Source organism: Streptomyces sp., assembly GCF_036524955.1.
GTDB lineage: Bacteria > Actinomycetota > Actinomycetes > Streptomycetales > Streptomycetaceae > Actinacidiphila.
This window is the reverse complement of the sequence record NZ_DATDBG010000084.1, coordinates 44,984-68,109: the sequence shown is the minus strand read 5'-3', so window position 1 is coordinate 68,109 and position 23,126 is coordinate 44,984. Positions and strand designations below refer to the sequence as shown.

Below are 23,126 nucleotides of genomic sequence, written 5' to 3'. Positions count from 1 at the left end.
GCGCAGTGCACAGGCCGTGCACGGGGGGTCGCGTATTTTTTACCCGTCCGTAACTAGTCAGGTGTTCCTACTCGTGCGTAACTTGTCATGAGCCCAGCATCGGTGATCCGGATCACAGGGCGGGTACGTGCGTCCACTTCCCGACTTGCGAGGAGATCACATGAAGCTGCGCTGGCGACGGCTCCTGGCCGCGTTCTCCCTGGCCACCGCGATGGCCGTGCTCCCCACCGCGACCGCCGCCGCGACCGCCGACACCGCGCCGACCAGCGGCTGGAACGACTTCTCCTGCCGTCCCTCGGCCCAGCACCCGCGTCCTGTCGTCCTCGTGCACGGCACCTTCGGCAACCGCATCGACAACTGGCTCGTCCTCGCCCCCTACTTGGTGGAGCGCGGGTACTGCGTCTTCTCCCTCGACTACGGCATGCTGCCGGGCGAGACGCTGTTCGGCGGCCTCGGTCCGATCGCCGACTCCGCCCAGCAGCTCTCCGACTTCACCAACCAGGTGCTCGCCGCCACCCACGCCACCAAGGTGGACATGGTCGGCCACTCCCAGGGCGGCATGATGCCGCGCTACTACCTGAAGTTCCTCGGCGGTGCGGCCAAGGTGAACACCCTCGTCGGGCTGGCCCCCGACAGCCACGGCACCACCCTCCTCGGACTCACCAAGCTGCTCCCGTACTTCCCGGGCGCCGAGGCCTACCTCAACGACCACACCCCCGGGCTGACCGACCAGGTGGCCGGATCGGACTTCATCCAGAAGCTCAACGCGGGCGGCGACACCGTGCCCGGCGTGCACTACACGGTGATCTCGACCGTCTACGACGAGGTCGTCACGCCGTATACGTCCCAGGCCCTGTCCGGCCCGGACGTCCGCAACGTGCTGCTCCAGAACCTGTGCCCGGTCGACGTCTCCGCGCACGTCGCCATCGGCACGATCGACCGCATCGCGTTCCACGAAGCGGCCAACGCGCTCGACCCGGCGCACGCCACGGCGACCACCTGCCTGTCGGCGTTCAGCTAGAGCGCGTCGGTCAGGGTGTGCCCGTCAGGGAGCGGCGTCCGGTGCGGTGCGTCGCAAGGCGCCGGATCGGCCTCGTCGTGGGCCTGATCAGCCGGTGCGGAAACGCCGCGAGGTGCTGTGCCGGGCGTCGCGACGGGGCGCACCCTGGCTGACGCGGCACTGGAGCGCATCGAGGCGGGCTTCTCCCCGGCTCCGCGGTGGGCCGGAGGCGGGGAGAAGCCGCTCGGCCGGGCGGCGCTGCCGTCCTGGCCGAGCGGCTTCTCGTGGACACGCCCGCCCGGCCGCCGGGCCCCGCGTCACCCCAGGGCAACGCTCCGTGCGAAGGTGACGGCATGACTGAGACCGGCCGCCGGCCCACCGCCCGCCAGATCATCGAGGCCGTCGTGGACCCCGGCAGCTGGCACGGCTGGGACGAGCCGCTGACCGCGCTCCCCGAACCGCCCGACTACCGCGCCGACCTGCTCGCGGCCAGGGAACGTACCGGCCTCGACGAGTCGGTGATCACCGGAGAGGGGCGGATCAGGGGCCGCCGGGTGGCGCTGGTGGCGGGGGAGTTCGGGTTCCTCGGCGGGTCCATCGGCGTCGCGGCGGGTACCCGGCTGGTCACCGCGGTCGAGCGCGCCACCCGGGAACGGCTGCCGCTGCTCGCCACCCCCGCCTCCGGCGGAACCCGGATGCAGGAAGGCACCATCGCCTTCCTGCAGATGGTCAAGGTCACCGCGGCCATCGCCGACCACAAGGCCGCGGGCCTGCCCTACTTCGTCCACCTGCGGCACCCCACGACCGGCGGCGTCCTCGCCTCCTGGGGTTCCCTGGGTCATGTCACCTCGGCCGAACCCGGTGCGCTCATCGGCTTCCTCGGTCCCCGGATCCACCAGGCGCTCTACGGCGAGGAATTCCCGTCCGGCGTGCAGACGGCGGAAAACCTGCACTCCCACGGCTTGATCGACACGGTCCTGCCCGCCGCCGGGCTGGCCGAGGTCACCGCCGCGGCGCTCGACGTCCTGTGCGGTGAGCAGGGTGCAGGGGGTTCGGGCGAGCCGCGGTACGGGGGGGCGGCCGTCGAGGCGGCCGCCGACTCCGCGGCTCCCACCGCTTCTGCCGGTACCGGAGCGGACTCCGCGGCTCGTGCTGGTACCGGAGCGGACTCCGCGGCCGCCACCACCGCCGACTCGATCCGCCGCAGCCGCCGTACCGAACGGCCGGGGCTGCACGACCTGCTGCGGCACGCGACCGCCGTCACCCCGCTCAGCGGTACGGGCGCGGGCGAGCGCGATCCCGGACTGCTGCTCGCCCTGGCCCGGTTCGGGCCCTCGCCGTGCGTCGTGCTCGGGCACGACCGGCGTCCGGCGGAAGCCGGTCCCGCGCCGCTGGGACCCGCCGGACTGCGGGAGGCCAGGCGGGGCATGCGGATCGCCGCCGAACTCGGCCTGCCGCTGCTCACGGTCATCGACACCGCGGGCGCCGCGCTGTCCCGGGCGGCGGAAGAGGGCGGGCTGGCCGCGGAGATCGCCCGCAGCCTGGCCGACCTGGTCACCCTGCCCGCGCCCACGCTCTGCCTGATCCTCGGTCAGGGCGCGGGCGGCGGCGCGCTTGCCCTGCTCCCCGCCGACCGGGTGCTCGCGGCGCGGCACGCCTGGCTCTCCCCGCTGCCGCCGGAAGGCGCCTCCGCCATCCTCTACCGCACCACCGAGCGCGCCGCCGAACTCGCCGAACAGCAGGGCGTCGGCTCCGCCGCGCTGCTCTCCCACGGCATCGTGGACGCGATCGTCCCCGAACACCCGGACGCCGCCGACGACCCGGAGCCCTTCCTCGCCCGGCTCGCCTCCGTGATCGGCGCCGAACTCGCGGGCCTGCGCACCCTCGACCCGGACCAGCGAACTGCCGCTCGCCGAGCGCGTTATCGCAGGCTGGGCGAGGTCTGACCGGCGGGGAGGCCCGATTGTCAGTGGCGGGTGGCAGGCTACTGCCATGAACACTGAGAGTGACGACCGGCAGCCGGACGGCCAGCGGTTCCACGGCGGACAGTCCGGCGACCGGCAGTCCGGCGACCGGGCGTCCCACGACCGGGAGCGGGCCGACGCGCAGTCCGGCGACCGGGAGTTCTGGGACGCGGCGGCCGAGCGGTTCGACGACGAGCCCGACCACGGCCTGCGTGACCCGCGGGTCCGCGAGGCGTGGGCCGTACGGTTGCGGTCCTGGCTGCCCGCGGAGCCGTCCGACGTGCTGGACCTCGGCTGCGGCACCGGGAGTCTGGCGCTGCTCGCGGCGCGGGACGGGCATCGGGTCACCGCGGTCGACCGGTCGGCGCGGATGGTCGAGCTGGCCCGGGAGAAGCTGGTCGGCACCGGTGCGCGGGTGGTCGTCGGCGACGCTGCGCGGCCACCGGCCGCGGCAGGCGCATTCGACGCCGTGCTCGTCCGCCACGTGCTGTGGACCTTGCCCGATCCGGGGGCGGCACTGCTTCGGTGGGCACGATTGCTGAGGCCGGGCGGCAGGCTCGTCCTCATCGAGGGGCGGTGGGGCACGGTCGGTCCGGTCGGTGTCGGCGCGCACACCCTCGTCGAACTGGCCGTGCCGCTCGGCGGGGCCGTCCACATCGAACAGCTCGGCCACGAAGCGGCGTTGTGGGGCCGCCAGGTCGAGGACGAGCGGTACGTGGCGGTGGTCCGGCCCGCCGCCCCCGCGCCACAGCGGCACGCGGAGATCGTGGACGTCCACCTGATCCTGCTGCGCGACGACGAGGTGCTGCTCGCCCGCCGGGCCGGCACCGGTTACGCGGACGGGCTGCTCCACGCGCCTTCCGGGCATCTGGAGGACGGCGAGGACGTCAGGAGCGGCATGATCCGCGAGGCGCACGAGGAGATCGGCGTCGAGCTGGCACCGGACGAGCTGGAAGCCGCCCTGGTGATGCAGCACCGGGCGCCGGACGGACGAGCCCGGATCGGCTGGTTCTTCGCGGCTCGCCACGACAGCGCTCGCGAACCGGTCAACCGCGAGCCCGGCAAATGCTCCGAACTGGGCTGGTACCCGCTGGACGCGCTGCCCGACGATATGGTCGCCTACTGCCGCGCGGGCCTGGACGCCTACCGCGCCGGCCTGCCTTTCCTGCTCCACCTGCACGAGAAGGGGGACGGCATCGCCTACGATCCGGCCGGTCCGCACCGCGCTGTGCCGCTGTCACCCTCCGCTGTGCCAGGATCGCGCATATGAGCCTGATGATCGCCATCGACGCGGACGCGGCCACCGCACCGTACGAGCAGGTGCGCGGGCAGATCGCGGAGGAGGTCCGTGCGGGCCGGCTTCCGGTCGGCTACAAGCTGCCCACCGTGCGCGGCCTCGCCGAGCAGCTGGGGCTCGCGGTGAACACCGTCGCCAAGGCGTACCGCGCCCTGGAGGCGGACGGTGTGATCGAGACCCGGGGCCGGCACGGCACGTACGTCGCGGCCGGGGACGCCCGCTCCCGCGAAGTGGCCGCCGCCGCGGCTGCCTACGTGCAGCGCACCCGCCGTCTCGGCCTGGACCGGGACGCGGCACGCGCCGCGGTGGAGGAGGCACTGCGCGTCGCCTACGGCGACCATGGCCTGCCCGGCTAGGCCCGTACTTCGCAGGTCACCCGATCGTGAAGATCAGGTGGTCGTTGCTGATCGCTCGCCGATCGGAACCGTAACGGTGATAACCGTCCCGATCCGGCCTGGTCGAGATCGGACGCCGGGAGGCTGCTGCGGCGAACCTTTTCGGCGACGTGCGAAGTACGGGGTTAGGTCACGGCTAGGACCCGTCCGGCGTTCGGGCCTGTCCTCCGGGCCGGAGCCCTGGTGGTACGGCCGGACGTGCGGCAACCGTCCGCAGGTCGCGTACCCGTGCGAGCGGCGGGCGGGAGCCCCGTGACGTCACGATCGCTGGCATCGCCCTCGGCGCCGACGCCACGGTCTTCCTGGAGGACCGGCCCGGCGCGGTCGTCCTGGACGCCTGGCGACGCGGCGCCTCCGCCCTCCCCCCGGCCTGGCGGCGACCCCGGCACCCCGGCCCGGTAGGCCTGCTTCCGCCGGCTTGCAGTCCTTCTGCCGAGGCGGACCGGCGGCGTCAGAGGTAGAGGCCGTCCGCGGCCTGTGCCGGGACGGGCCGCGGCGCCGCGGTGCCGCGGCGCAGCGCGTACAGCTCCGCGAGGGTGGCGCCCTCGCGGCCGATGCCCCGGGTGGTGCCGAGCCAGTTGACCGACTCCTCCCGGGTGAGCGGGCCGACCTCGATACGGGCCAGGCAGCGGCCGGGGCGGACGACCGCCGGGTGGAGGCGTTCCAGGTCCTCGTTGGTGGTGATGCCGACCAGCACGTTGCGGCCCTGGCCGAGCAGGCCGTCGGTGAGGTTGAGCAGCCGGGAGAGCGCCTGCCCGGTCTGGTGCTTGGCCTGACCGCGGATCAGCTCGTCGCAGTCCTCCAGGAGCAGCAGCCGCCAGCGCCCGCCCGAAGAGCCGTCGTCCTCGCCGATGGCGATGGACATCAGATAGCCCACGTCGCTGAAGAGCCGTTCGGGGTCGAGCACGCAGTCGACCTGGCACCAGTCCCGCCAGGTGCGGGCCAGGGTGCGCAGCGCCGAGGTCTTGCCGGTGCCGGGCGGGCCGTGCAGGAGCAGCAGGCGCCCGGTGATGTCGTCCGCGGTGAGCTTCATCAGGCCGTCCATGGCGTCGGCGACCGGCGCGGTGTAGTTGCCGCGCAGCTCCTCCCAGGTGGCGGCGGAGATCTGCCGGGTGGTGCGGTGCGGTCCGCGGTGCGGTGAGACGTACCAGAAGCCCATGGTGACGTTGTCGGGTTGCGGCTCCGGCTCGTCCTCGGCGTCCTCCACCGACGACTTCAGCACCCGTTCGGCGAGTTCGTCGCTGACCGCGGCCACGGTGACGTCGGCGCCGCGGTTCCAGCGGGAGACGAGGATGGTCCAGCCGTCGCCCTCGGCGAGGGTGGCGCTGCGGTCCTTGTCCCGGGCCTGGCGCAGCACGGCGGCGCCGGGCGGCAGCAGCGTGAGGCCGGACTTGACGCTGTCCAGCGAGGTGCCGCGGGAGTACGGCTGCGCGCCCGAGGTGAACCGGCCCAGGAACAGTGCGTCCACGACGTCGGACGGCGAGTCGCTGTCGTCCAGGCGCAGGTGGATGGGCAGGGCGTGGTGGGGAGCGGCGGCCGGTGCGACGGCCTGCCCGTCGGCGGCCCTGACCGCGGGCTTCTTGGCGGCTTTCTTGCCGGCGCCGGCGGACGAGGGAGCCTTGCCTGCCTTGCTCGTCTTTCCCTTCCTGCCCGCTCGGCCGGCAGCGGCCTTGCCGGGCCGGTCGGCCTCGGCCGCCTCGGCCTCGGCGGCGGCCCCGGAGGGCGGGACGGCCTTGCCGGACGTGTCGGCCGTGCCGGGCTTACCGGGTCCGGTGGGCGGCACTTGCCTCCTCGGTGCGCGGGGGGTCGCGGACATGCGGCCCATGATCCGGCACCGGGGCCGATTCGCCCAGTGCTTTTCCGCGCGGGAGGCGGCGAGTTGCCCCCTTCCCCTGATGACGCCCGGCGATTCCACCTGAAAGGGTTGATTTGCCGTGAGTCGGCATGGAAATGACTTTCCCGGGACCCAGCAGTCCGTCCCAGCTGCCTGCTGACAGTCCATCAATCCATGCGCATGACACTTCCCCCGGTCGTCACCGACCGGCACGACGGACGTGGCGGCGACCCTGCTCGGGGAGGTTTCATGAGAATGTCCCGCGTTGTGTCAGTGCTGTCCGCGCTGATCCTCACGTCCGTGCCGGCCGTGACGGGCATCGGCCCCGCCCACTCCGCCGGCCCCGGCTATGTGGCGCTCGGCGACTCCTACTCCTCCGGCCTCGGGGCCGGCAGCTACGACAGCGCCAGCGGCGACTGCAAACGCAGCACCAGGGCGTACCCCGCCCTGTGGGCCGCGGCCCACGCTCCCTCCTCGTTCGCCTTCACCGCCTGTTCCGGCGCCAGGACGTCGGACGTCGTCAACGGCCAACTGGGGCCTGTCAATGCGTCCACCGGCCTGATCAGCATCAGCATCGGCGGCAACGATGCCGGGTTCGCCGACGTCATGACGACCTGCGTGCTCCACTCCGAGAGCACCTGTCTGAGCCGGGTCGCCGAGGCGCGCGCCTTCGTCGACGACAACCTGTTGGGGCTGCTCGACGCCACCTACGACGCGATCCGCGCCAAGGGCCCCCGGGCCCATGTCGTCGTCCTGGGTTACCCGCACTTCTACCAGGTGCCCGGTGACTGCCTGATCGGCCTGACCGACGCCTCGCGCCGGGCCGTCAACGCCGCCGCCGACGACCTGGACGGCGTCATCGCCAAGGGCGCCGCCGACCACGGCTTCACCTTCGCCGACGTACGCGGCGGCTTCACCGGACACGAACTGTGCTCGGGCTTGCCATGGCTGCACAGCCTGACCCTTCCGGTCGGCGAGTCCTACCACCCCACCGCATCGGGCCAGTCGGGCGGCTACCTCCCGCCGTTCAGCGCCGCCACCTGACCCCGGGCACGGTTCGAACAGCCGGGGAAAACCCACGGAAACGTCAACAGCCCTGAGGGGAAGGTGAATCCGGCGTCAGGATCGGGCCGGGGACGCGCACGTGACGTGGCGGGGCGATAGGGTTAATCTGCCCGAGCCGGGTGCCCTCGTCAGGGTGGGGAGAGTTCATGGAACAGATAGCGATGCCCAGCAGGCCCAGAGTGCCTGCCATCAACTCCGGTACAAGTGCGTCCAGTGCGCGCCTGGACCGGCACCTGGCGATCCTGGCCGGGCCAGCGGTGCCGCAGCGCGACACCGAGGAAGCGACCGTGCTGATGCGGGAGATCACCTCGCGCAACACCGTGCACACCAAGACCAACCGGGGTGCCCGCGTCTCGCTCTTCGCCCCGCTGCGACGGCTGCGCAGATCCCTGTTCGGGAACCACGGCTGACCCACCACCTCCCGCTCAGCCGCCTCCCGCAACAGCCCCGGCACCGTCCCACCACGCCTCCCGGGCCCGGCTCGGCACCCGGACCGTACGGCGGCCACACCGTCCCGGCTCAGCGCTGCCCTCGTGCGGCGTCTCGGTGTGCGCCGCCGTGGCCGCCTTCCCTCTCCCCGGCGGCCCGTTTCCCACCCCCGCGCGGGTCACAGCAGCGCGAACTGCCCGTCCGGGCCCTCCTCGTGATGCCCCAGTACGGAGGCAGGCCGGCGCCTGGCCGCCGGCACGGGCAGAATCCCGGCCGCCCGCAGCTCCCCGGCCCCGAGGGCCCCGCCGCCCCCGTTCGCAGCCCTCCCCGCCAGCCGTTCGGCGAAGTCGCCCTGCTCCTCGCCCAGCTCGGCCAGCAGTGTCAGCACGCTGATCAGCTCCAGCAGCTCCGAGGTCGTGGTCCGGGTCCACCCGGCGGGGCACAGCGCCTCCAGCGTTCCCCGCTCGCCCGGCGCCGTACGCCGCTCGTACCACGCCTCCAGCACCCGCACCCCGCCCGCGGTGAGGTCCCACGCGCCCGGGGACACCGGCGAGACATGGCCCGCGCCGATCCGCAGCACCCGCTCCTCGGGGTCGTACGCCGACTCCCCGGGCAGTGGCGCGGCCGGCAGCGGCGCCCGCACATACGGGCGGCTCCCGCCGGGCAGCCGCAGCCGGTCCGGGTCCCGGCCGGCCTGCGGATCGGCGAACCTGGCACCCCGGGTGTGCAGCCACAGCGCCCTGCGTCCCAGCGCAAGCCCGTCCCGCCACACCTCGACATCGCCGGTCAGCGGCACGAGGCAGCCCGCGGGCGACTGCCGCGCCGCGGCGGCCACCCACGCCAGGACGTCCTCCGCCTCGACCCGGACCCCCAGCCGCACGGACAGCCACCGTGTCAGGCCCGGCGCCAGGTTCGGTTCCAGGCCGCCGGGCTGCCGGAACAGCGGCCGGATCCGGGACGGCTTCCCTGCCGCCGTCCGTCCGTCCGGCAGCAGCGCCGAGAACACCACCGCCGGACCCGGCACCTCCGATGGGTACGCCGGCTCCACCGTGAACACCTGCCGGTCGTCGGCGACCCGCCACAGCTCGGGCCGGGCCGTGTCGATCAGCCGGTGGTCGGGGATCAGCCACTGCTGGTCGAACTCCCCGTGCCGCACCCGCACAGGCTCCGGGCAGGGGCCGTCCTCCCGGGCCAGCGCGGTGGTCGGGGTGCGGTGGCCCGGCAACTGGGCGACCGGCGTGTACGGGCCGCGGGCACGCGTCGGGTGCAGCAGCGCGGCCCGGGCCGTGGCGTCGGGCGCCCCGGTGAGCAGCGCCCAGCGCGCCCGCAGGCAGGCCGGGTCCGGGGCCATCGGCCACCCGCGGCCGATCCGCAGCGGGCGCACGGACCAGGGCATCAGATCGTCCAGCAGAGGCGCCTCATCGCTCACCGCACGCATGCTACTGAGGCCGGTCAGGGCGCCTCCATCGTCACCGAGAAGGAGAACCGGTCCCCCCGGTAGTGGATGCGCACCACGTCCACCGCCCGCCCCGTGTCGTCGTAGGTCACCCCGGTGTAGTGCAGGATCGGGCTGAGCAACGGCACCTGGAGCAGCCGGGCCGTCTCGGGTGCGGCCAGCCGTGCCTCCACGGTGTCGGTGATCCGGCTGATCCGGACCCCCAGCACGTCCCGCAGCACCTTGGTCATCGGCCACCGCTCCAGGTCGGCGAGGTCGATCCGGGCTGCCAGTTCGGGCCGGACGAAGTTCTCCGCCCAGTTGGTCGGCTCGCCTGCCTCGTCGCAGCGCAGCCGCCGGTAGGCGACCGCCTCGGTGAGGTCGGGGAAGTGCTCGGCAGCCTCCGGCGGCAGGGGCGCGGGCCCGTGCTGGAACACCGCGGTACGGCCGCCGGACTGCTGGGCCACGATCGCGTCCACCGAACCGAGCAGCTTGACCGGCGTGCCGCGCAGCGCCGTCGGCTCGATGAACGTGCCCCGCCTGCGGTGCCGGGTGATCAGCCCCTCGTCCTCCAGTTCCTTGAGCGCCTGCCGCATGGTCAGCACGCTCACCCCGTAGTGGGCAGCCAGGCCGTCCTCGGTGGGCAGCCGCAGCGGCGCGTCCGGGTGCCGGCTCAGTATCGAGGCGCGCAGCGACTGCGAGACCTGGTACCACAGCGGCAGCTTGCTGTTGAGGACCAGGGAGTCCGGGGCGAAGGAGGTCACGGTCGGAAGTTTCTCTCAAGCCCCTCCCAGACCCGGTCGTAGGCCTCCTGCCGGTGACCCGCGCGCAGCGCCGACTCGGTCAGCACGACCGGCCAGCGGGTCTCGAACATGAAGGCCAGCCCGTCCGCCACCTTCTGCGGTATCAGTTCGGCACCGCTCGCCCTGTCGAATGTCGCCCGGTCCGGGCCGTGCGCGGACATCATGTTGTGCAACGACGCACCGCCGGGGACGAAGCCCTCGGCCTTCGCGTCGTAGGCGCCTTCGATGAGGCCCATGAACTCGGACATCACATTGCGGTGGAAGTACGGCGGCCGGAAGGTGTCCTCGCCGACCAGCCAGCGCGGTGCGAAGACCACGAAGTCGGCGCCCGCGAGCCCGGGGGTGTCGGACGGCGAGGTCAGCACCGTGAAGATCGACGGGTCCGGATGGTCGTAGCTGGTCGACCCCAGCACGTTGAAGCGGCGCAGGTCGTAGACGTACGGGACGTGGTTGCCGTGCCAGGCGACCACGTCGAGCGGCGAGTGGTCGTAGACCGCCGCCCAGAGGTTGCCGCCGAACTTGTTGACCACCTCGGTGTCCTCGTCGCGGTCCTCGAACGAGGCGACCGGGGCGAGGAAGTCCCGTGCGTTGGCGAGGCCGTTGGCGCCGATCGGGCCGAGGTCGGGGAGCTGGAAGGGCTGCCCGTAGTTCTCGCACACGTAGCCGCGGGCGGTGGTCTCCAGCAGCTCCACCCGGAAGCGGATGCCGCGCGGGACGAGCGCGACATGCCCGGGTTCGGCGCGCAGCAGCCCCAGTTCGGTCCGCAGCAGCAGGGCGCCCTCCTGCGGGACGATCAGGAACTCGCCGTCGGAGGAGGAGAACACGCGGGTGTCCATCGAGCGGTTGGCCGCGTACCAGTGGACGCCGATGCCCTCGCGGCGCAGCACGTCCCCGTTGCCCCCGACGGTGACCAGGCCCTGCACGAAGTCCGTCGCCCCGTCGGGCACCGGGAGCGGACCCCAGCGCAGCCGATTGGGGTCCGGCTCGACCTCGCGGAAGGGGGCGCTGCTCAGGGTGCCGTTCGGAATGCGGTGGAAGGGCGGATGGGCGGCGGACGGCCGGATGCGGTAGAGCCAACTGCGCCGGTTGCGGGCCCGCGGTTCGGTGAAGGCGGTGCCGCTCAGCTGTTCCGCGTACAACCCGTAGGGCGCGCGCTGTGGTGAGTTGCGCCCCACCGGGAGCGCGCCGGTCACGGCCTCGCTGCTGTGCTCGTTGCCGAAGCCCGGCGAGTAGGCGATGTCTTTGCTGTCCAGGCTGTTCTGGCTGTCCTTGCCGCCGCCGCTTCCGCTGGGGTCGGCCCTTTCGGTGAGGTTCATGGCGTGCTCCCGGTGATGTCGTCGTCCCTGATTCCTATGCTGAACCATAGGAATCAGTGCGGCAACTCCCTTGGCTCCCGCCTGTGGAAAACTCGTCCGCGAGACGCCCGCCCGTGGCGGACACGTCTGTGTGGGACCCGCGCACGGGGTCTCACCTGCGGGAATCGCCGCCGCCGGCGCCCGCGGCCTCCCGCGGCGATCAGCGCACGATCCCCGCGCCGACGTGTGCGCCCAGCTCACCACCACCACGGTGGTGAGCTGGGCGGAGGCCGGCCGGACGTCCTGGAAGGCCGCGAGCCCGACCGCCGACCCCCGACCCGCGGTCGGGCGACCCGCTGGTCATCGCCGAGCCGGCAGCCCATCCGCGCCTGTGCCGGGAGGTGCCGGGAGGTGCCGGCCGAAGCGGGTGCCGGGTCCGAACGGCGCCGGGAGCCCGGCCCCGTGAGCCGGGCGTCGGCGGATCCGGCCGCCCGCCCCGAACGAGCCTCCCCCCGTCGCGAATGAGCCGAACACACGCAGGGGAGCCGTCGTCGGTACTCGCGGGTCATGCCGTTGTCGGTGGCGCTCGGTAATGTTCGGGGACGAACGCGCGCCACCGCTGCCGCCGTCCAGGGAGTCACCGATGACCCGCACCCCACCGAGCACCGCACCGAGCACGCCGCCGCGCACCGCACCCGGCACCGCACCGCGCACCGCCCTGCGCATCTGCCCGCTGTGCGAGGCCACCTGCGGTCTCACCCTCACCATCGACGAGGGACGCGTCACGCACGCCCGCGGCGACCGCGACGACGTGTTCAGCGGGGGGTTCATCTGCCCCAAGGGCGCCTCGTTCGGGGCGCTGGACGCCGATCCCGACCGGCTGCGGCGGCCGTTGACACGGCGTGAGGGCCGGCTGACCGAGGCCACGTGGGAGGAGGCGTTCGCCGCGGTCGCCGAGGGTCTGGGCGCGGTGACGGGTGCGTACGGCGGCGAGGCGGTCGGCGTCATGCTGGGCAACCCCAACGTACACACGGTGGCCGGCGGGCTCTACCCGGCGCAGTTGGTCGGCGCGCTGCGCACCCGCGGCCTGTTCACCGCCAGCACCCTGGACCAGATGCCCAAGCACGTCTCCTGCGGCTACCTGTTCGGCGACCCGAACGCGATCCCGGTGCCCGACCTGGACCGCACCGACCACCTCCTGCTGATCGGCGCCAACCCCCTGGTGTCCAACGGCAGTCTGGCCACCGTCGCGGACTTCCCCGGCAGGCTCAGGGCGCTGCGCCGCCGCGGCGGCCGTCTGGTGGTCATCGACCCGACCCGTACAAGGACCGCGCGCGCCGCCGACCTGCACGTGGCGCCCCGGCCCGGCACCGACGCGGCCCTGCTGCTGGCCATGGTGCACGTGCTGTTCGCGGAGGACCTGGCAGACCCGGGCGAACCGGGCGCGTACCTCAGCGGGGTCGAGGACGTACGGGCCCTGGCCGCCGACTTCGCGCCCGAGGCGGTCGCCGCGTACTGCGACGTGTCCGCCGACGTCATCCGTACGCTGGCCCGCGAACTCGCCGCCGCGGAACGGGCGGTGGTGTACGGGCGGCTCGGCAGCACGGCAGTGGAGTTCGGCACCCTGGCGAGCTGGCTGGTGGACGTGCTCAACGCGCTCACCGGCAACCTGGACCGGCCCGGTGGCGCGCTCTTCCCGCTCTCCGCCACCGCCCGGGCGCCCCGGCCGCCGAGTCCCGGCAAGGGCTTCACCACCGGCCGCTGGCACAGCCGGGTCTCCGGCCACCCCGAGGTCAAGGGCGAACTGCCCACCGCCGCGCTCGCCGAGGAGATCGACACTCCGGGGGAGGGCCGGCTGCGCGCCCTGATCGTCGTCGCGGGCAACCCCGTGCTCTCCGCCCCCGACGGACTGCGTCTGGACCGCGCTCTGGCCGGCCTGGACTTCATGGTCAGCGTGGACCCGTATCTCAACGAGACCTCGCGCCACGCCCATGTCGTACTGCCGCCGCCTCCGCCCGCGCAGAGCGCGCACTACGACTTCGCCTTCAACACCCTCGCGGTACGCAACACCGTCCGCTACAGCCCGCCCGCCGTGCCGCTGGAGGACGGCCGCCTGGACGAACCCGAGATCCTCGCCCGGCTGATCCTCGCCGTCCTCGGCCAGGGCGGCCCCGACGCCGACCCCGCCCTCGTGGACGGCCAGGCGATTCAGCACAGGCTCGGCCGGGAGACCGCCGACCCCTGCTCGCCCGTCCACGGCCGCGACGTCGCCGAACTGGCCGCCGCGCTCACCGGGCGCACCGGGTACGAGCGCCGCCTCGACCTGCACCTGCGCCTGGGTCCGTACGGTGACGGCTTCGGCGCGGACCCCGGCGGTCTCACCCTGGCCAGGGTGCTGGAGCATCCGCACGGCATCGACCTGGGACCGCTGCGCCCGCGGATACGCGAGGTGCTGCGCACCCCGTCGGGCACCGTGGAGCTGGCCGCCGCGCCGCTCGTCGCCGACGTGGCCCGGTTGCGGGCCGCCGTGGCCTCCGGACCGGACGGCTCAGCCCTCGTCCTCGTCGGCCGCCGCCATCTGCGGTCCAACAACAGCTGGATGCACAACCTGCCGGTTCTCACCGGCGGCAGCAACCGCTGCACCGCGCAGCTCCATCCCGAGGACGCCGCCCGGCTCGGCCTGGCCGAGGGAGCGCTCGCCCGGATCAAGGGCGACGGCGGCGAGATCACGGCCGTGGTCGAGATCACGGACGCGCTGCGCCGCGGGGTGGTCTGCCTGCCGCACGGCTGGGGCCACGACCGCGACGGCACCCGGCTGACGGCCGCCGCCCGGGAGCCGGGGGTGAACGTCAACCAGTTGCTGGACGGTACGCGGCTGGAACCGCTGTCCGGGACCGCGGTGCTCAACGGCTTCCCGATACAGGTGGAGGCCGCGGAGGTGGGGACCGGACCCGCATAGTCGGAACCTGAAGGGACGGACTCCCCGGGGAGGAGCCCACGGAACTCGTGGGGACCGCACCCGCGGGGACTCGGCCCGCGCGGTGACGTGACGCCGTGACCGACGGCACACACGTCGCCCGCCGGCCTGTTGGAACTGACGGCGCTGGTTCGAGGGTCGGACGCAGCGCGGTGACCACGGAGGGCAGCACAGTGGACGGCACGGTGGACAGCAGGACCCGCACGTCGGCGGACGGCGCGGCGCGTACGTACCAGGCCCGCGACGGCGTGTACATCGGCGGTCGGTGGCGGCCGGCCAACGGCGACCGGCGGATCGACGTCATCGCGCCCACGACCGAGCAGGTCGTCGCCCAGGTACCGGCCGGCTCCGCGCTGGACGTGGACGACGCCGTACGTGCCGCCCGCGCCGCGCTGCCCGGCTGGGCGGCCACCCCGCCCGCCGGGCGAGCCGCCCTGCTCGGCAAGGTCCGCGAGCTGATGGCCGCCCGCCGCCAGGAGATCACCGCGACCATCGCGCTGGAGCTGGGCGCGCCGCCCGCCTTCGCCGCCGCCGTCCACACCGGCCTGCCCATCGCCGTCATGGGCTCGTTCGCCGCGCTCGCCGCCGAGTACCCCTTCGAGGAGAAAATCGGCAACTCCACGGTGTTCCACGAGCCGGTGGGCGTGGTCGGTGCCATCACCCCCTGGAACTACCCGCTCCACCAGATCGTCGCCAAGGTCGCCCCGGCGCTCGCGGCCGGCTGCCCGGTCGTCCTCAAGCCCGCCGAGGACACCCCGCTGGTCGCCCAGCTCCTCACCGAGATCCTGCACGAGGCGGGCGTGCCCGCGGGTGTGTTCAACCTGGTCACGGGGCTCGGCCCGGTCGCCGGCCAGGCCCTCGTCGAGCACCCCGGCGTCGACCTGGTCTCCTTCACCGGGTCCACCGCCGTGGGACGGCAGATCGGCGCGACCGCCGGCGCCGCCGTCAAGCGGGTGGCCCTCGAACTCGGCGGCAAGTCCGCGAACGTCATTCTCCCCGGTGCCGACCTCGGCCGGGCCGTCAACGTGGGCCTCGCCAACGTCTTCGCCAACTCCGGCCAGACGTGCAGCGCATGGACCCGTATCCTCGTGGACTCCGAGCGCTACGACGAGGCAGTCGACCTGGCGGTCGCGGCCACCGCGAAGTACGTTCCCGGCGAACGGGTCGGCCCGCTGGTCAACGCCGAGCAGCGGCACCGGGTGCGCGGTTACATACGGCGCGGCGTGGAGGAAGGCGCCCGGATCGTGGCCGGCGGCCCCGAAGCGCCCGAGGGACTGGCCACCGGGTACTACGTGCGCCCGACCGTCTTCGCCGACGTCCGGCCCGAGATGACCATCGCCCAGGAGGAGATCTTCGGCCCGGTCGTCGTCCTCATCCGGTACGAGGACGAGGAGGACGCGCTGCGGATCGCCAACGGCACGGTGTACGGGCTCGCCGGCGCGGTCTGGGGCCCGGACGAGGAAACGGCGGTCGCCTTCGCCCGTCGGATGGACACCGGGCAGGTGGACATCAACGGCGGCCGGTTCAACCCGCTCGCGCCCTTCGGCGGTTACAAGCAGTCCGGTGTCGGCCGCGAACTGGGCGCGCACGGTCTGGCGGAGTACCTCCAGACCAAGTCGCTCCAGTTCTGAGGAGCGGCGGCTGAGACCCCCGCGGAATCGGCTCACCTCCGGCTCACCCCCGCGGACCCCGCGGCCTGCTGCCGCAGCGAATCCGTAAACCGACAAACGTGCGAAGGTATGTACCGGCTTCGCCTTGTATCGATATCGCCCAGGAGGGTCCGTGGTCCGCGCCGCCGTACTGCCCGCCGTGAACGCCCCGCTCGTCGTGGCGGACATCGAGCTGCCCGAGCCCGGTCCTGGCCAGGTACGGGTAAGGATCGCCGCCGCGGGCGTCTGCCACTCCGACCTGTCCCTGTCCAACGGCACACTCCGGCAGCCGGCCCCCGCGGTCCTCGGGCACGAGGGCGCGGGTACGGTCGTGGCCGTGGGTGAGGGCGTCGGCCATGTCGCGCCGGGCGACCCGGTGGTGCTCAACTGGGCGCCCGCGTGCGGCTCCTGCCACTTCTGCGCGCTGGGCGAGCCCTGGCTGTGCGCCGAGGCCGGCGCCGCGGCGGCCCGTCCGTACGCGACGCTCCTCGGCGACGGCAGTGCGGTCCACCCCGGGCTCGGCACCGCCGCCTTCGCAGAGGAGACGGTCGTCGCCGCGAGCGCGGTCCTCCCGCTCCCCGACGGTGTCCCGCTCACCGACGCGGCCCTGCTCGGCTGCGCCGTCCTCACCGGTTACGGCGCGGTGCACCACTCGGCGGGGGTCCGCGGTGGTGAGTCCGTCGCCGTGTACGGGGTCGGCGGCGTCGGCCTGGCGGTCCTGCAGTCCGCCCGGATCGCGGGCGCCGGACAGATCATCGCGGTGGACGTCGCCCCGGCCAAGGAGGAACTGGCCCGGGCCGCGGGCGCGACCGACTTCGTCGTCTCCGGCGACGACACGGCCAAGCACATCCGCCGGCTCACCGGCGGGCACGGCGCCGACGTGGCCGTCGAATGCGTCGGCCGCGCCGACACGATCCGCGCCGCGTGGTCCTCCACCCGCCGCGGCGGCCGTACGACGGTCGTCGGCATCGGCGGCCAGGACCAGCAGGTCACCTTCTCCGCGCTCGAACTCTTCTACTTCGGCCGCACCCTGTCCGGTTGCGTCTACGGCAACTGCGACCCGTCCCACGACCTTCCCCTGGTCGCCGAGCACGTCCGGGCGGGCCGCCTCGACCTCTCCGCGATGGTCACCGACCGCATAGGGCTCGACGACATCCCCGCCGCCTTCGAAGCGATGACCTCCGGCCGGGGCGGGCGGTCGCTGGTGGTGTTCTGACGGGCCCTACGGTCGGTCCACCATCGCCATCCACCGCTGGTGGGCGCCTCCGAACGGGCCGGTGCCGTCGGCGACGGCTCTCATCAGCCAGTCTGCCGCGGTGGTGGCGGCGGAGATGACGTCGGCGGGGTAGCCGTACCGCATCTGGTGCTCGGCGAACTCGTCCTCGTCCACCAGGATCGGGCCGTTCGCGCCGCGTTTGCGGAGGACGTCGAGGTCGAGGTCGACCATGGTGACCTCGCCGGAGGTGGGCCAGCGAGGTGGGGTGGTGATGTCGCAGTAGATCTCGGTGCTGCGGGGGGCCGCGTTGAAGGTGGCGGTCCACCAGGCGCCGGTGGGGAAGAGGAGGACGTGGGCCTCGGGAATCGGGACCTCGGGGTTGTGGCCCTTGCGCATCACGCTGTTCGCGGGCAGCCCCAGCCATACGCCGTGCTCGTCCTCGCCGAGCCGCCGCATCCGTAGATTCCAGTGCAGTGTGCCGTCGTACTTGCGGTACGTGACCTGGACGAGCCCGTCCGTCCCTGCCACCCCGTCCGTGCCCGCCGCTGAACCCGGTATCGACATGACCACATCCTGTCAGCCGTCCAGGTCTGTGTCCCCACCCTGGTCCGCCCCCGCCCCCGCCCCCGCCCCCGCGGACCGGCGACGACCGCGACGGTCCGGGAGCGTTCCCGGCCGCGGGCGCGCGCCGTGGTCGCGTGCCCTGTTCCCCGCGGGGGCCGTCCTGGGCAACCGCTCGGTGGGTAAGCGCTTGCTCACCCGCCGGGTAAGGTATGACCCTGTCAACCCACCTGGGGAAAGGGGCGTGCGATGAGTGCCGAGGCGGCAACGGGCGAAGCCTGGGGCGACGTCACCCCCGACGCCGCCAGGCGGCTGGTGATCGCCGCGGTCCAGGCGTTCGCCGAGCGCGGCTACCACGCGACCACCACCCGGGACATCGCCGGCCGGGCGGGCATGAGCCCCGCCGCGCTCTACATCCACTACAAGACCAAGGAAGAGCTGCTCTACCAGATCAGCAGGGTCGGCCACCAGCGCTCGCTGGCCATGCTCTCCGAGGCCCGGGACGCCGAAGGTACCGCGGCCGACCGCCTCGCCACCGCGGTACGGTGCTTCGTCCGCTGGCACGCCGAGCATCACACCACCGGTCGCGTGGTGCAGTACGAGCTGGGCGCGCTCGCCGCAGACCACTACACCGAGATCGTGGACCTGCGGCGGCAGAGCGAGGACGTGATCCGCTCGATCATCGCGGACGGGGTGACCGCCGGCGAGTTCGACGTGCCCGAGGTGTCCGGCACCACGCTCGCCGTACTGTCGCTCTGCATCGACGTGGCCCGCTGGTTCAACCCGAACGGCCGAAGGACGCCCGACGAGGTCGGCGCGCTCCACGCCGACCTCGTGCTGCGGATGGTCCGCGCCCCGGGCTGACCGCCGGACCGGCGGTCACCGATAGAACCGCGCCACCGTCTCCGCCACGCACACCGGCTTGTCCCCGCCCTCACGCTCGATCGTCATTCGGGTGACGAGCTGTACGCCGCCCCCGGCCTCGGTCACCTCGGCCAGTACGGCGGTCCCGCGCAACCGCGAGCCCACCGGCACGGGCGCGGGGAAACGCACTTTGTTCACGCCGTAGTTGACGCCCATCGTCACGCCCTCGACCCGGAAGAGCTGCGGGGTCAGCGCCGGGATCAGGGACAGCGTGAGGTAGCCGTGGGCGATCGTCGTACCGAAGGGGCCCTTCGCCGCGCGCTCGGGATCGACGTGGATCCACTGGTGGTCGCCGGTGGCATCCGCGAACTGGTCGATCCGCTTCTGGTCGATCTCCAGCCAGTCGGTCCAGCCGAGCTGCTCACCGACGGCGGCGCGCAGTTCGTCGAGCGAGGCGAAGACGCGGGGCTGCAGCGACATGGGGAGAGCCTCCTGTATCACGGATGTCCAAGCGCTTGCTCAGCATGGTTCGGGAGGCCCTGCCTGTCAATGATCACCCACCCTCGGTGACGGCGGCCGCCCGGGCGCGCACCAGCCCCCGGTGAGGGGCCCGCCGCGGTGATTCCGGGTGGCGCCCCGGCGTGCCGATACGGCAGCATCCCCCGCGAACCGTCCGCCCGCCGCCGCCCCGCCCCCGCAGGGCCGCCACCCCACCGCCGAGGAGCCGTATGAGCCTGCGTCATCACGAGATCGCCGAGGCCCGGCACCGCATCCTCAATCCGTTCACCGAGGAGAAGCTGCTGCTGCTCGGGGACGTCTGCGGGCTGCGGGAGGGGCAGCGGCAGCTCGATCTCGCCTGCGGGAAGGGGGAGATGCTGTGCCGGTGGGCGCAACGGCACGGGATCGGCGGGGTCGGGGTGGATCTGAGCGAAGTGTTCCTGACCGCCGCACGGGAGCGGGCCGCGGAGCTGGGGGTCGCCGAACGGGTGAGCTTCGAGCGGGGGGACGCCGGCGCGTACCGGGCCGAGCCAGGGGCGTACGACATCGTCTCCTGCATCGGCGCCACCTGGATCGGCCAGGGGCTCGCGGGGACGATCGGGTTGCTGCGGCCGGCGATGCGGCCCGGCGGTCTGATGCTGGTCGGCGAACCGTACTGGACCGAGCCGGCGCCCGAGGAGGCGTACGAGGCGATCGGGGCCGAACCGGAGGAGTTCACCTCGCTGGTGGGCACCCTCGACCGGTTCGAGGCGGCGGGCATGGAACTGGTCGAGATGGTGCTCGCCGACGGTGACAGCTGGGACCGGTACGCGGCGGAGCAGTGGCTCACCGTCTCCGACTGGCTCCGGGCCGCGCCCGAGAACCATCCGGACGCAGCCGACATGCGGGAGTTCCTGGCGCACGGCCGCCGCACCCACCTCGCCTACACCCGGCGCTACGTGGGGTGGGGGGTGTTCGTGCTGCGCGAGGCGGCACGCTCCTGAGAACCTGACGCGTTCACCACGGGCCGGGGTTCGCCGTCGCGGACCCCGCGGGGCCTCAGCCGGGGATACGGCCCGCCGCTCGCAGGACCAGGCGGGCCAGCTCCTCGTGGCAGATGTCGCTGTGCGCTCCGGAGGGCGGTCCGCCCCGGCGGACCACGGCCGACACGTCCACGCTGACGCAGCCGCCGGCCGGGAGGTGGGTGAGTGCGTCGGCCAGGGACAGCGCGGGCGTGCCGTCCAGCGACTGGAAACCGTCGTGGCCCAGGGCGCCCCACCGGTCGCCGAAGCCCAGCAGCGACCGGTCGTCGCCCGCCAGCCGGGACGCCACCGGATAGAGCACGCCCAGTGCCTGGTCATGGCGGGAGTGGCAGGCCACCACCGGGCCGGTGACCCGCCGCTGCATCCCGTGCAGCGCCCCGCCCTTGGCGTCGAACGGCAGCGGACCGCTGAACGCGTAGTGCGACAACGCGCCCTGGAGGAGGGTCACCGATGTGACCCGCACCCCCGCCGGCAGCCCGCGCAGCGCGAACGACACCAGCCGCGCCCCGAAGCTGTGCCCGATCACATGGATCCGCATCCCCGGCGCCCTCCGCGCCACCTCGCCCAGCACCGGGCCGAGCCCCAACTGTCCGACGCCGCCCGCCCGCCGCTTCATCGCGTAATACGTCGCCTGCCGCAGCAGTTCGTGCGCGCCGTCCCACACCCGCTTGCCGAGCCCGCCGAAGAGCGCCGGACCCGCGCCGGCCGGGGCCACCTCGACACCCGCCTCCTCCAGGGCGTCGGCGAGCGACGCGCACACCGCCGCCGTGTCCCCGGTGAGCAGTACGGGCTCCGCGCCGGCCGCCGCGCCCACGTCCTCGGCGAAGGCGGTGGCGGACCCTCGCACGAGGCCGGTCAGCGTGCGGACCAGCCCGGCGAACTCCGCCAGCCGCTCGGGCGCCTCGGGCCGCTCTGCGAGGAGTACGGTGATCCGGTCGATCTCCGCCTCCCGGCCGGGGAAGACCCGGGCCAGGGCGGCCCGTGACGCCGGGTCGAGGGCGGTGCGTCGCCTCGCCGGTGTGCCGGCGGGCGGGTCGGCGGTCGCGTCGTCCGGTGGGCCGGCGGGCGCCGCGTCCGGTGCGAGGAGGCGGGCGGGCGGGAAGTCCGGGATCGGCTCGTCGCTGAACCGCATCGACGGCCAGTGCACCCCCACGTAGCCGAACCGGTCGGCGGGGGCGGCGGCCAGCAGGCCGGGGAAGTGCGCGAAGAAGCGGTCGTAGAGCCCGTTCGCGGTGGAGAGGTCGTTGTTCCAGCCGTGCGAGAAGACCACCAGGTCGGTGCGGTCGTGGACGGCCCGGAGCAGTGCGTCGCGCAGCCGGGGGTCGGGATCGCCGTCCGCGTCGAACGTCAGATCCCAGTACGGTCGTACGCTCGTCACGGTCACGGCCATGGCTCCCCCTCGCGAAGTGCCCCTCTGACGACCTCTCGGACAACCCCTCGGACAACGCCGTGTTTGTCCGCTCTGCGGTGCATCATCCCGAGGTGCGGCAGGATCGTCCATCCCCCGAACGGCGGAATACGCTCCGGCTACGCCCTGGCCCGGGCCTTCCCGGTGAATGACCGACCGCTTAGTATGTGACCGCGCGGTCGTACCACGCGCGGGCGCAGCCGCACCCTGCAGGCCCCGCGCCCCACTGCCGGACCTGGGACCGTACCGCCGTGCCGGCAGCCCGGTCGGACCGCCAACCGCCGAGTCGAAGGAGACACGCCGTGGTCGTGGAAGCACTGCGGGACGCCCGGGTGGTCGTCACCGGCGCGGGCGGCGGCATCGGAGCCGCGCTCGCCCGCGCCTGCGCCGCCGAGGGCGCCCGGGTGGTGGTCAACGACCTCGATCCGGACGCCGCCGCGAAGGTGGCCGACGAGATCGGCGGCACGGCCGTGCCCGGCGACGCCTCCGGTGTCGTGCCCGCCGCCCGCGCCGCGCTCGGCGGCGGCATCGACGTCTTCTGCGCCAACGCCGGTGTCGGCACCGGCGGCGGCCCCGAGGCGGACGACGCGGACTGGGAACTCGCCTGGGACGTCAACGTGATGAGCCACGTCCGTGCCGCCCGTGCCCTGCTCCCCGCATGGCTGGACCGCGGCGAGGGACGCTTCGTGTCCACCGTCTCCGCCGCCGGTCTGCTGACGATGATCGGCGCGGCCCCGTACTCCGTCACCAAGCACGGCGCGCTCGCCTTCGCCGAATGGCTGTCGCTCACCTACCGGCACCGCGGCATCCATGTGCACGCCGTCTGCCCGCAGGGCGTACGCACCGCGATGCTGCGCTCCACCGGGGTCGCCGGTGACCTGGTGCTCGCCCCCACCGCCATCGAGCCGGAGGACGTCGCACGGGCCGTACTCGACGGGATCGCCGCGGAGCGCTTCCTGATCCTGCCGCATCCGGAGGTCGCCGAGTTCTATGCGGCCCGGGCCGGCCGGCCCGAGCGCTGGCTCGGCGGCATGAACCGGATCCAGCGCGCATACGAGGAGTTGCGGGCGAAGGAGGGTGACCCGGCATGACGCGATGCGCCGGTCGGTTGCGGCTCGTCGAGCACCGGACCGCGGAGCGGCCGGAAGGGGCCGGGTACCCGCCGTCCGTGCCGCACGCCTTCCCGTCCGCCGAACGCGCCCCCGGCGAGAGCGTCGAGGGGTACGTCGGCCTGCGGTCCGGTACCGCGGCCGAGACCGTCGCCCACCGCAAGGAGCCGTCGGCCGCGCCCACGCACCCGCGTGAGGTCGAGGTCCGCGGCGAGCTGTCCAGGACGGCGACCGGCCAGATCCTCCGGCCGGAACCGAAGGCCCTGGCCGGATAGGGTCCATACCGGTCGGAACGCCGGTCGCAA

At 73.5% G+C, this 23,126-nt stretch carries 20 protein-coding genes; 13 read left to right on the top strand and 7 right to left on the bottom strand.

The annotated features are described in order from the left end of the window. Positions 1–160 precede the first annotated feature (160 nt). The 4 genes from VIW71_RS07665 (at position 161) to VIW71_RS07650 (ending at position 4,617) form a co-directional block, all read left to right on the top strand. Complete coding sequence (locus tag VIW71_RS07665) at positions 161–1,021, top strand: esterase/lipase family protein (protein WP_331621251.1); 861 nt, start codon at positions 161–163, stop codon at positions 1,019–1,021. 332 nt (positions 1,022–1,353) lie between these two features. After that, positions 1,354–2,946, top strand: coding sequence for a carboxyl transferase domain-containing protein (locus VIW71_RS07660; protein ID WP_331621250.1), 1,593 nt, complete (start codon positions 1,354–1,356; stop codon positions 2,944–2,946). A gap of 46 nt (positions 2,947–2,992) precedes the next feature. Continuing rightward, positions 2,993–4,234 (top strand): methyltransferase domain-containing protein, encoded by a 1,242-nt coding sequence (locus VIW71_RS07655; protein ID WP_331621249.1) that lies wholly within the window; start codon positions 2,993–2,995, stop codon positions 4,232–4,234. After that, positions 4,231–4,617: a GntR family transcriptional regulator gene (locus VIW71_RS07650; RefSeq protein WP_331621248.1), complete on the top strand. Its 387-nt coding sequence runs from the start codon at positions 4,231–4,233 to the stop codon at positions 4,615–4,617. The genes VIW71_RS07655 and VIW71_RS07650 overlap by 4 nt, the downstream gene beginning before the upstream one ends. A gap of 490 nt (positions 4,618–5,107) precedes the next feature. Here VIW71_RS07650 and VIW71_RS07645 read toward each other — a convergent pair whose 3' ends face one another. Beyond that, complete coding sequence (locus tag VIW71_RS07645) at positions 5,108–6,172, bottom strand: DUF5925 domain-containing protein (RefSeq protein WP_414720690.1); 1,065 nt, start codon at positions 6,170–6,172, stop codon at positions 5,108–5,110. 567 nt (positions 6,173–6,739) lie between these two features. Here VIW71_RS07645 and VIW71_RS07640 point away from each other — a divergent pair. Together VIW71_RS07640 and VIW71_RS07635 are read left to right on the top strand one after the other, a co-directional pair. Further along, entirely contained in the window at positions 6,740–7,534 is a 795-nt protein-coding gene (locus VIW71_RS07640) for an SGNH/GDSL hydrolase family protein (protein WP_331621246.1), read from the top strand. Positions 7,535–7,701: 167 nt separating this feature from the next. Next, positions 7,702–7,965, top strand: coding sequence for a hypothetical protein (locus tag VIW71_RS07635; RefSeq protein WP_331621245.1), 264 nt, complete (start codon positions 7,702–7,704; stop codon positions 7,963–7,965). A 197-nt stretch (positions 7,966–8,162) separates the two neighbouring features. On the opposite strand, the gene VIW71_RS07630 is transcribed toward VIW71_RS07635, so the two are convergent. Genes VIW71_RS07630 through hmgA form a run of 3 tightly spaced genes read right to left on the bottom strand, consistent with a single transcriptional unit; the run spans position 8,163 to position 11,586 of the window. Beyond that, the gene (locus VIW71_RS07630) at positions 8,163–9,422 is read right to left on the bottom strand and encodes a type ISP restriction/modification enzyme (RefSeq protein WP_331621244.1); all 1,260 of its coding nucleotides are present in this window, start codon (positions 9,420–9,422) and stop codon (positions 8,163–8,165) included. Positions 9,423–9,436: 14 nt separating this feature from the next. After that, positions 9,437–10,183: a GntR family transcriptional regulator gene (locus VIW71_RS07625; protein WP_331621243.1), complete on the bottom strand. Its 747-nt coding sequence runs from the start codon at positions 10,181–10,183 to the stop codon at positions 9,437–9,439. Next, entirely contained in the window at positions 10,180–11,586 is a 1,407-nt protein-coding gene (gene hmgA / locus VIW71_RS07620) for a homogentisate 1,2-dioxygenase (protein WP_414720687.1), read from the bottom strand. Before hmgA ends, VIW71_RS07625 begins: the two co-directional genes overlap by 4 nt. A 574-nt stretch (positions 11,587–12,160) precedes the next feature. Here hmgA and VIW71_RS07615 point away from each other — a divergent pair. From VIW71_RS07615 to VIW71_RS07605, 3 genes are all read left to right on the top strand, one after another. Next, on the top strand, positions 12,161–14,476 hold the full coding sequence (locus VIW71_RS07615) for a molybdopterin-dependent oxidoreductase (RefSeq protein WP_331621241.1): 2,316 nt from the start codon (positions 12,161–12,163) through the stop codon (positions 14,474–14,476). A 266-nt stretch (positions 14,477–14,742) separates the two neighbouring features. Further along, on the top strand, positions 14,743–16,125 hold the full coding sequence (locus VIW71_RS07610) for an aldehyde dehydrogenase family protein (protein ID WP_331621278.1): 1,383 nt from the start codon (positions 14,743–14,745) through the stop codon (positions 16,123–16,125). 151 nt (positions 16,126–16,276) lie between these two features. Then, entirely contained in the window at positions 16,277–17,359 is a 1,083-nt protein-coding gene (locus tag VIW71_RS07605) for a Zn-dependent alcohol dehydrogenase (protein ID WP_331621240.1), read from the top strand. A 6-nt stretch (positions 17,360–17,365) separates the two neighbouring features. Here VIW71_RS07605 and VIW71_RS07600 read toward each other — a convergent pair whose 3' ends face one another. Then, positions 17,366–17,923, bottom strand: coding sequence for a DUF402 domain-containing protein (locus tag VIW71_RS07600; RefSeq protein WP_331621239.1), 558 nt, complete (start codon positions 17,921–17,923; stop codon positions 17,366–17,368). Positions 17,924–18,169: 246 nt separating this feature from the next. Here VIW71_RS07600 and VIW71_RS07595 point away from each other — a divergent pair, with 246 nt between their 5' ends. Beyond that, positions 18,170–18,784, top strand: coding sequence for a TetR/AcrR family transcriptional regulator (locus tag VIW71_RS07595; protein ID WP_331621238.1), 615 nt, complete (start codon positions 18,170–18,172; stop codon positions 18,782–18,784). A gap of 15 nt (positions 18,785–18,799) precedes the next feature. Here the strand turns inward: VIW71_RS07595 and VIW71_RS07590 are convergent, their stop codons facing one another. Beyond that, positions 18,800–19,264, bottom strand: coding sequence for a MaoC family dehydratase (locus VIW71_RS07590; protein WP_331621237.1), 465 nt, complete (start codon positions 19,262–19,264; stop codon positions 18,800–18,802). A gap of 248 nt (positions 19,265–19,512) precedes the next feature. Between VIW71_RS07590 and VIW71_RS07585 the strand changes: the two genes are divergently transcribed. Further along, a complete protein-coding gene (locus VIW71_RS07585) occupies positions 19,513–20,265 on the top strand; it encodes an SAM-dependent methyltransferase (RefSeq protein WP_331621236.1) in 753 nt (250 codons plus the stop codon). A 55-nt stretch (positions 20,266–20,320) separates the two neighbouring features. On the opposite strand, the gene VIW71_RS07580 is transcribed toward VIW71_RS07585, so the two are convergent. Further along, positions 20,321–21,694, bottom strand: a complete 1,374-nt coding sequence (locus VIW71_RS07580; RefSeq protein ID WP_331621235.1) for a serine-threonine protein kinase — start codon at positions 21,692–21,694, stop codon at positions 20,321–20,323. Between the two features lie 326 nt (positions 21,695–22,020). Between VIW71_RS07580 and VIW71_RS07575 the strand changes: the two genes are divergently transcribed. Then, complete coding sequence (locus VIW71_RS07575) at positions 22,021–22,803, top strand: SDR family oxidoreductase (protein ID WP_331621277.1); 783 nt, start codon at positions 22,021–22,023, stop codon at positions 22,801–22,803. Continuing rightward, positions 22,800–23,096 carry a hypothetical protein gene (locus VIW71_RS07570; protein ID WP_331621234.1) on the top strand — a complete coding sequence of 99 codons (297 nt, stop codon included), beginning with the start codon at positions 22,800–22,802 and terminating at the stop codon, positions 23,094–23,096. Before VIW71_RS07575 ends, VIW71_RS07570 begins: the two co-directional genes overlap by 4 nt. Positions 23,097–23,126: the final 30 nt, after the last annotated feature.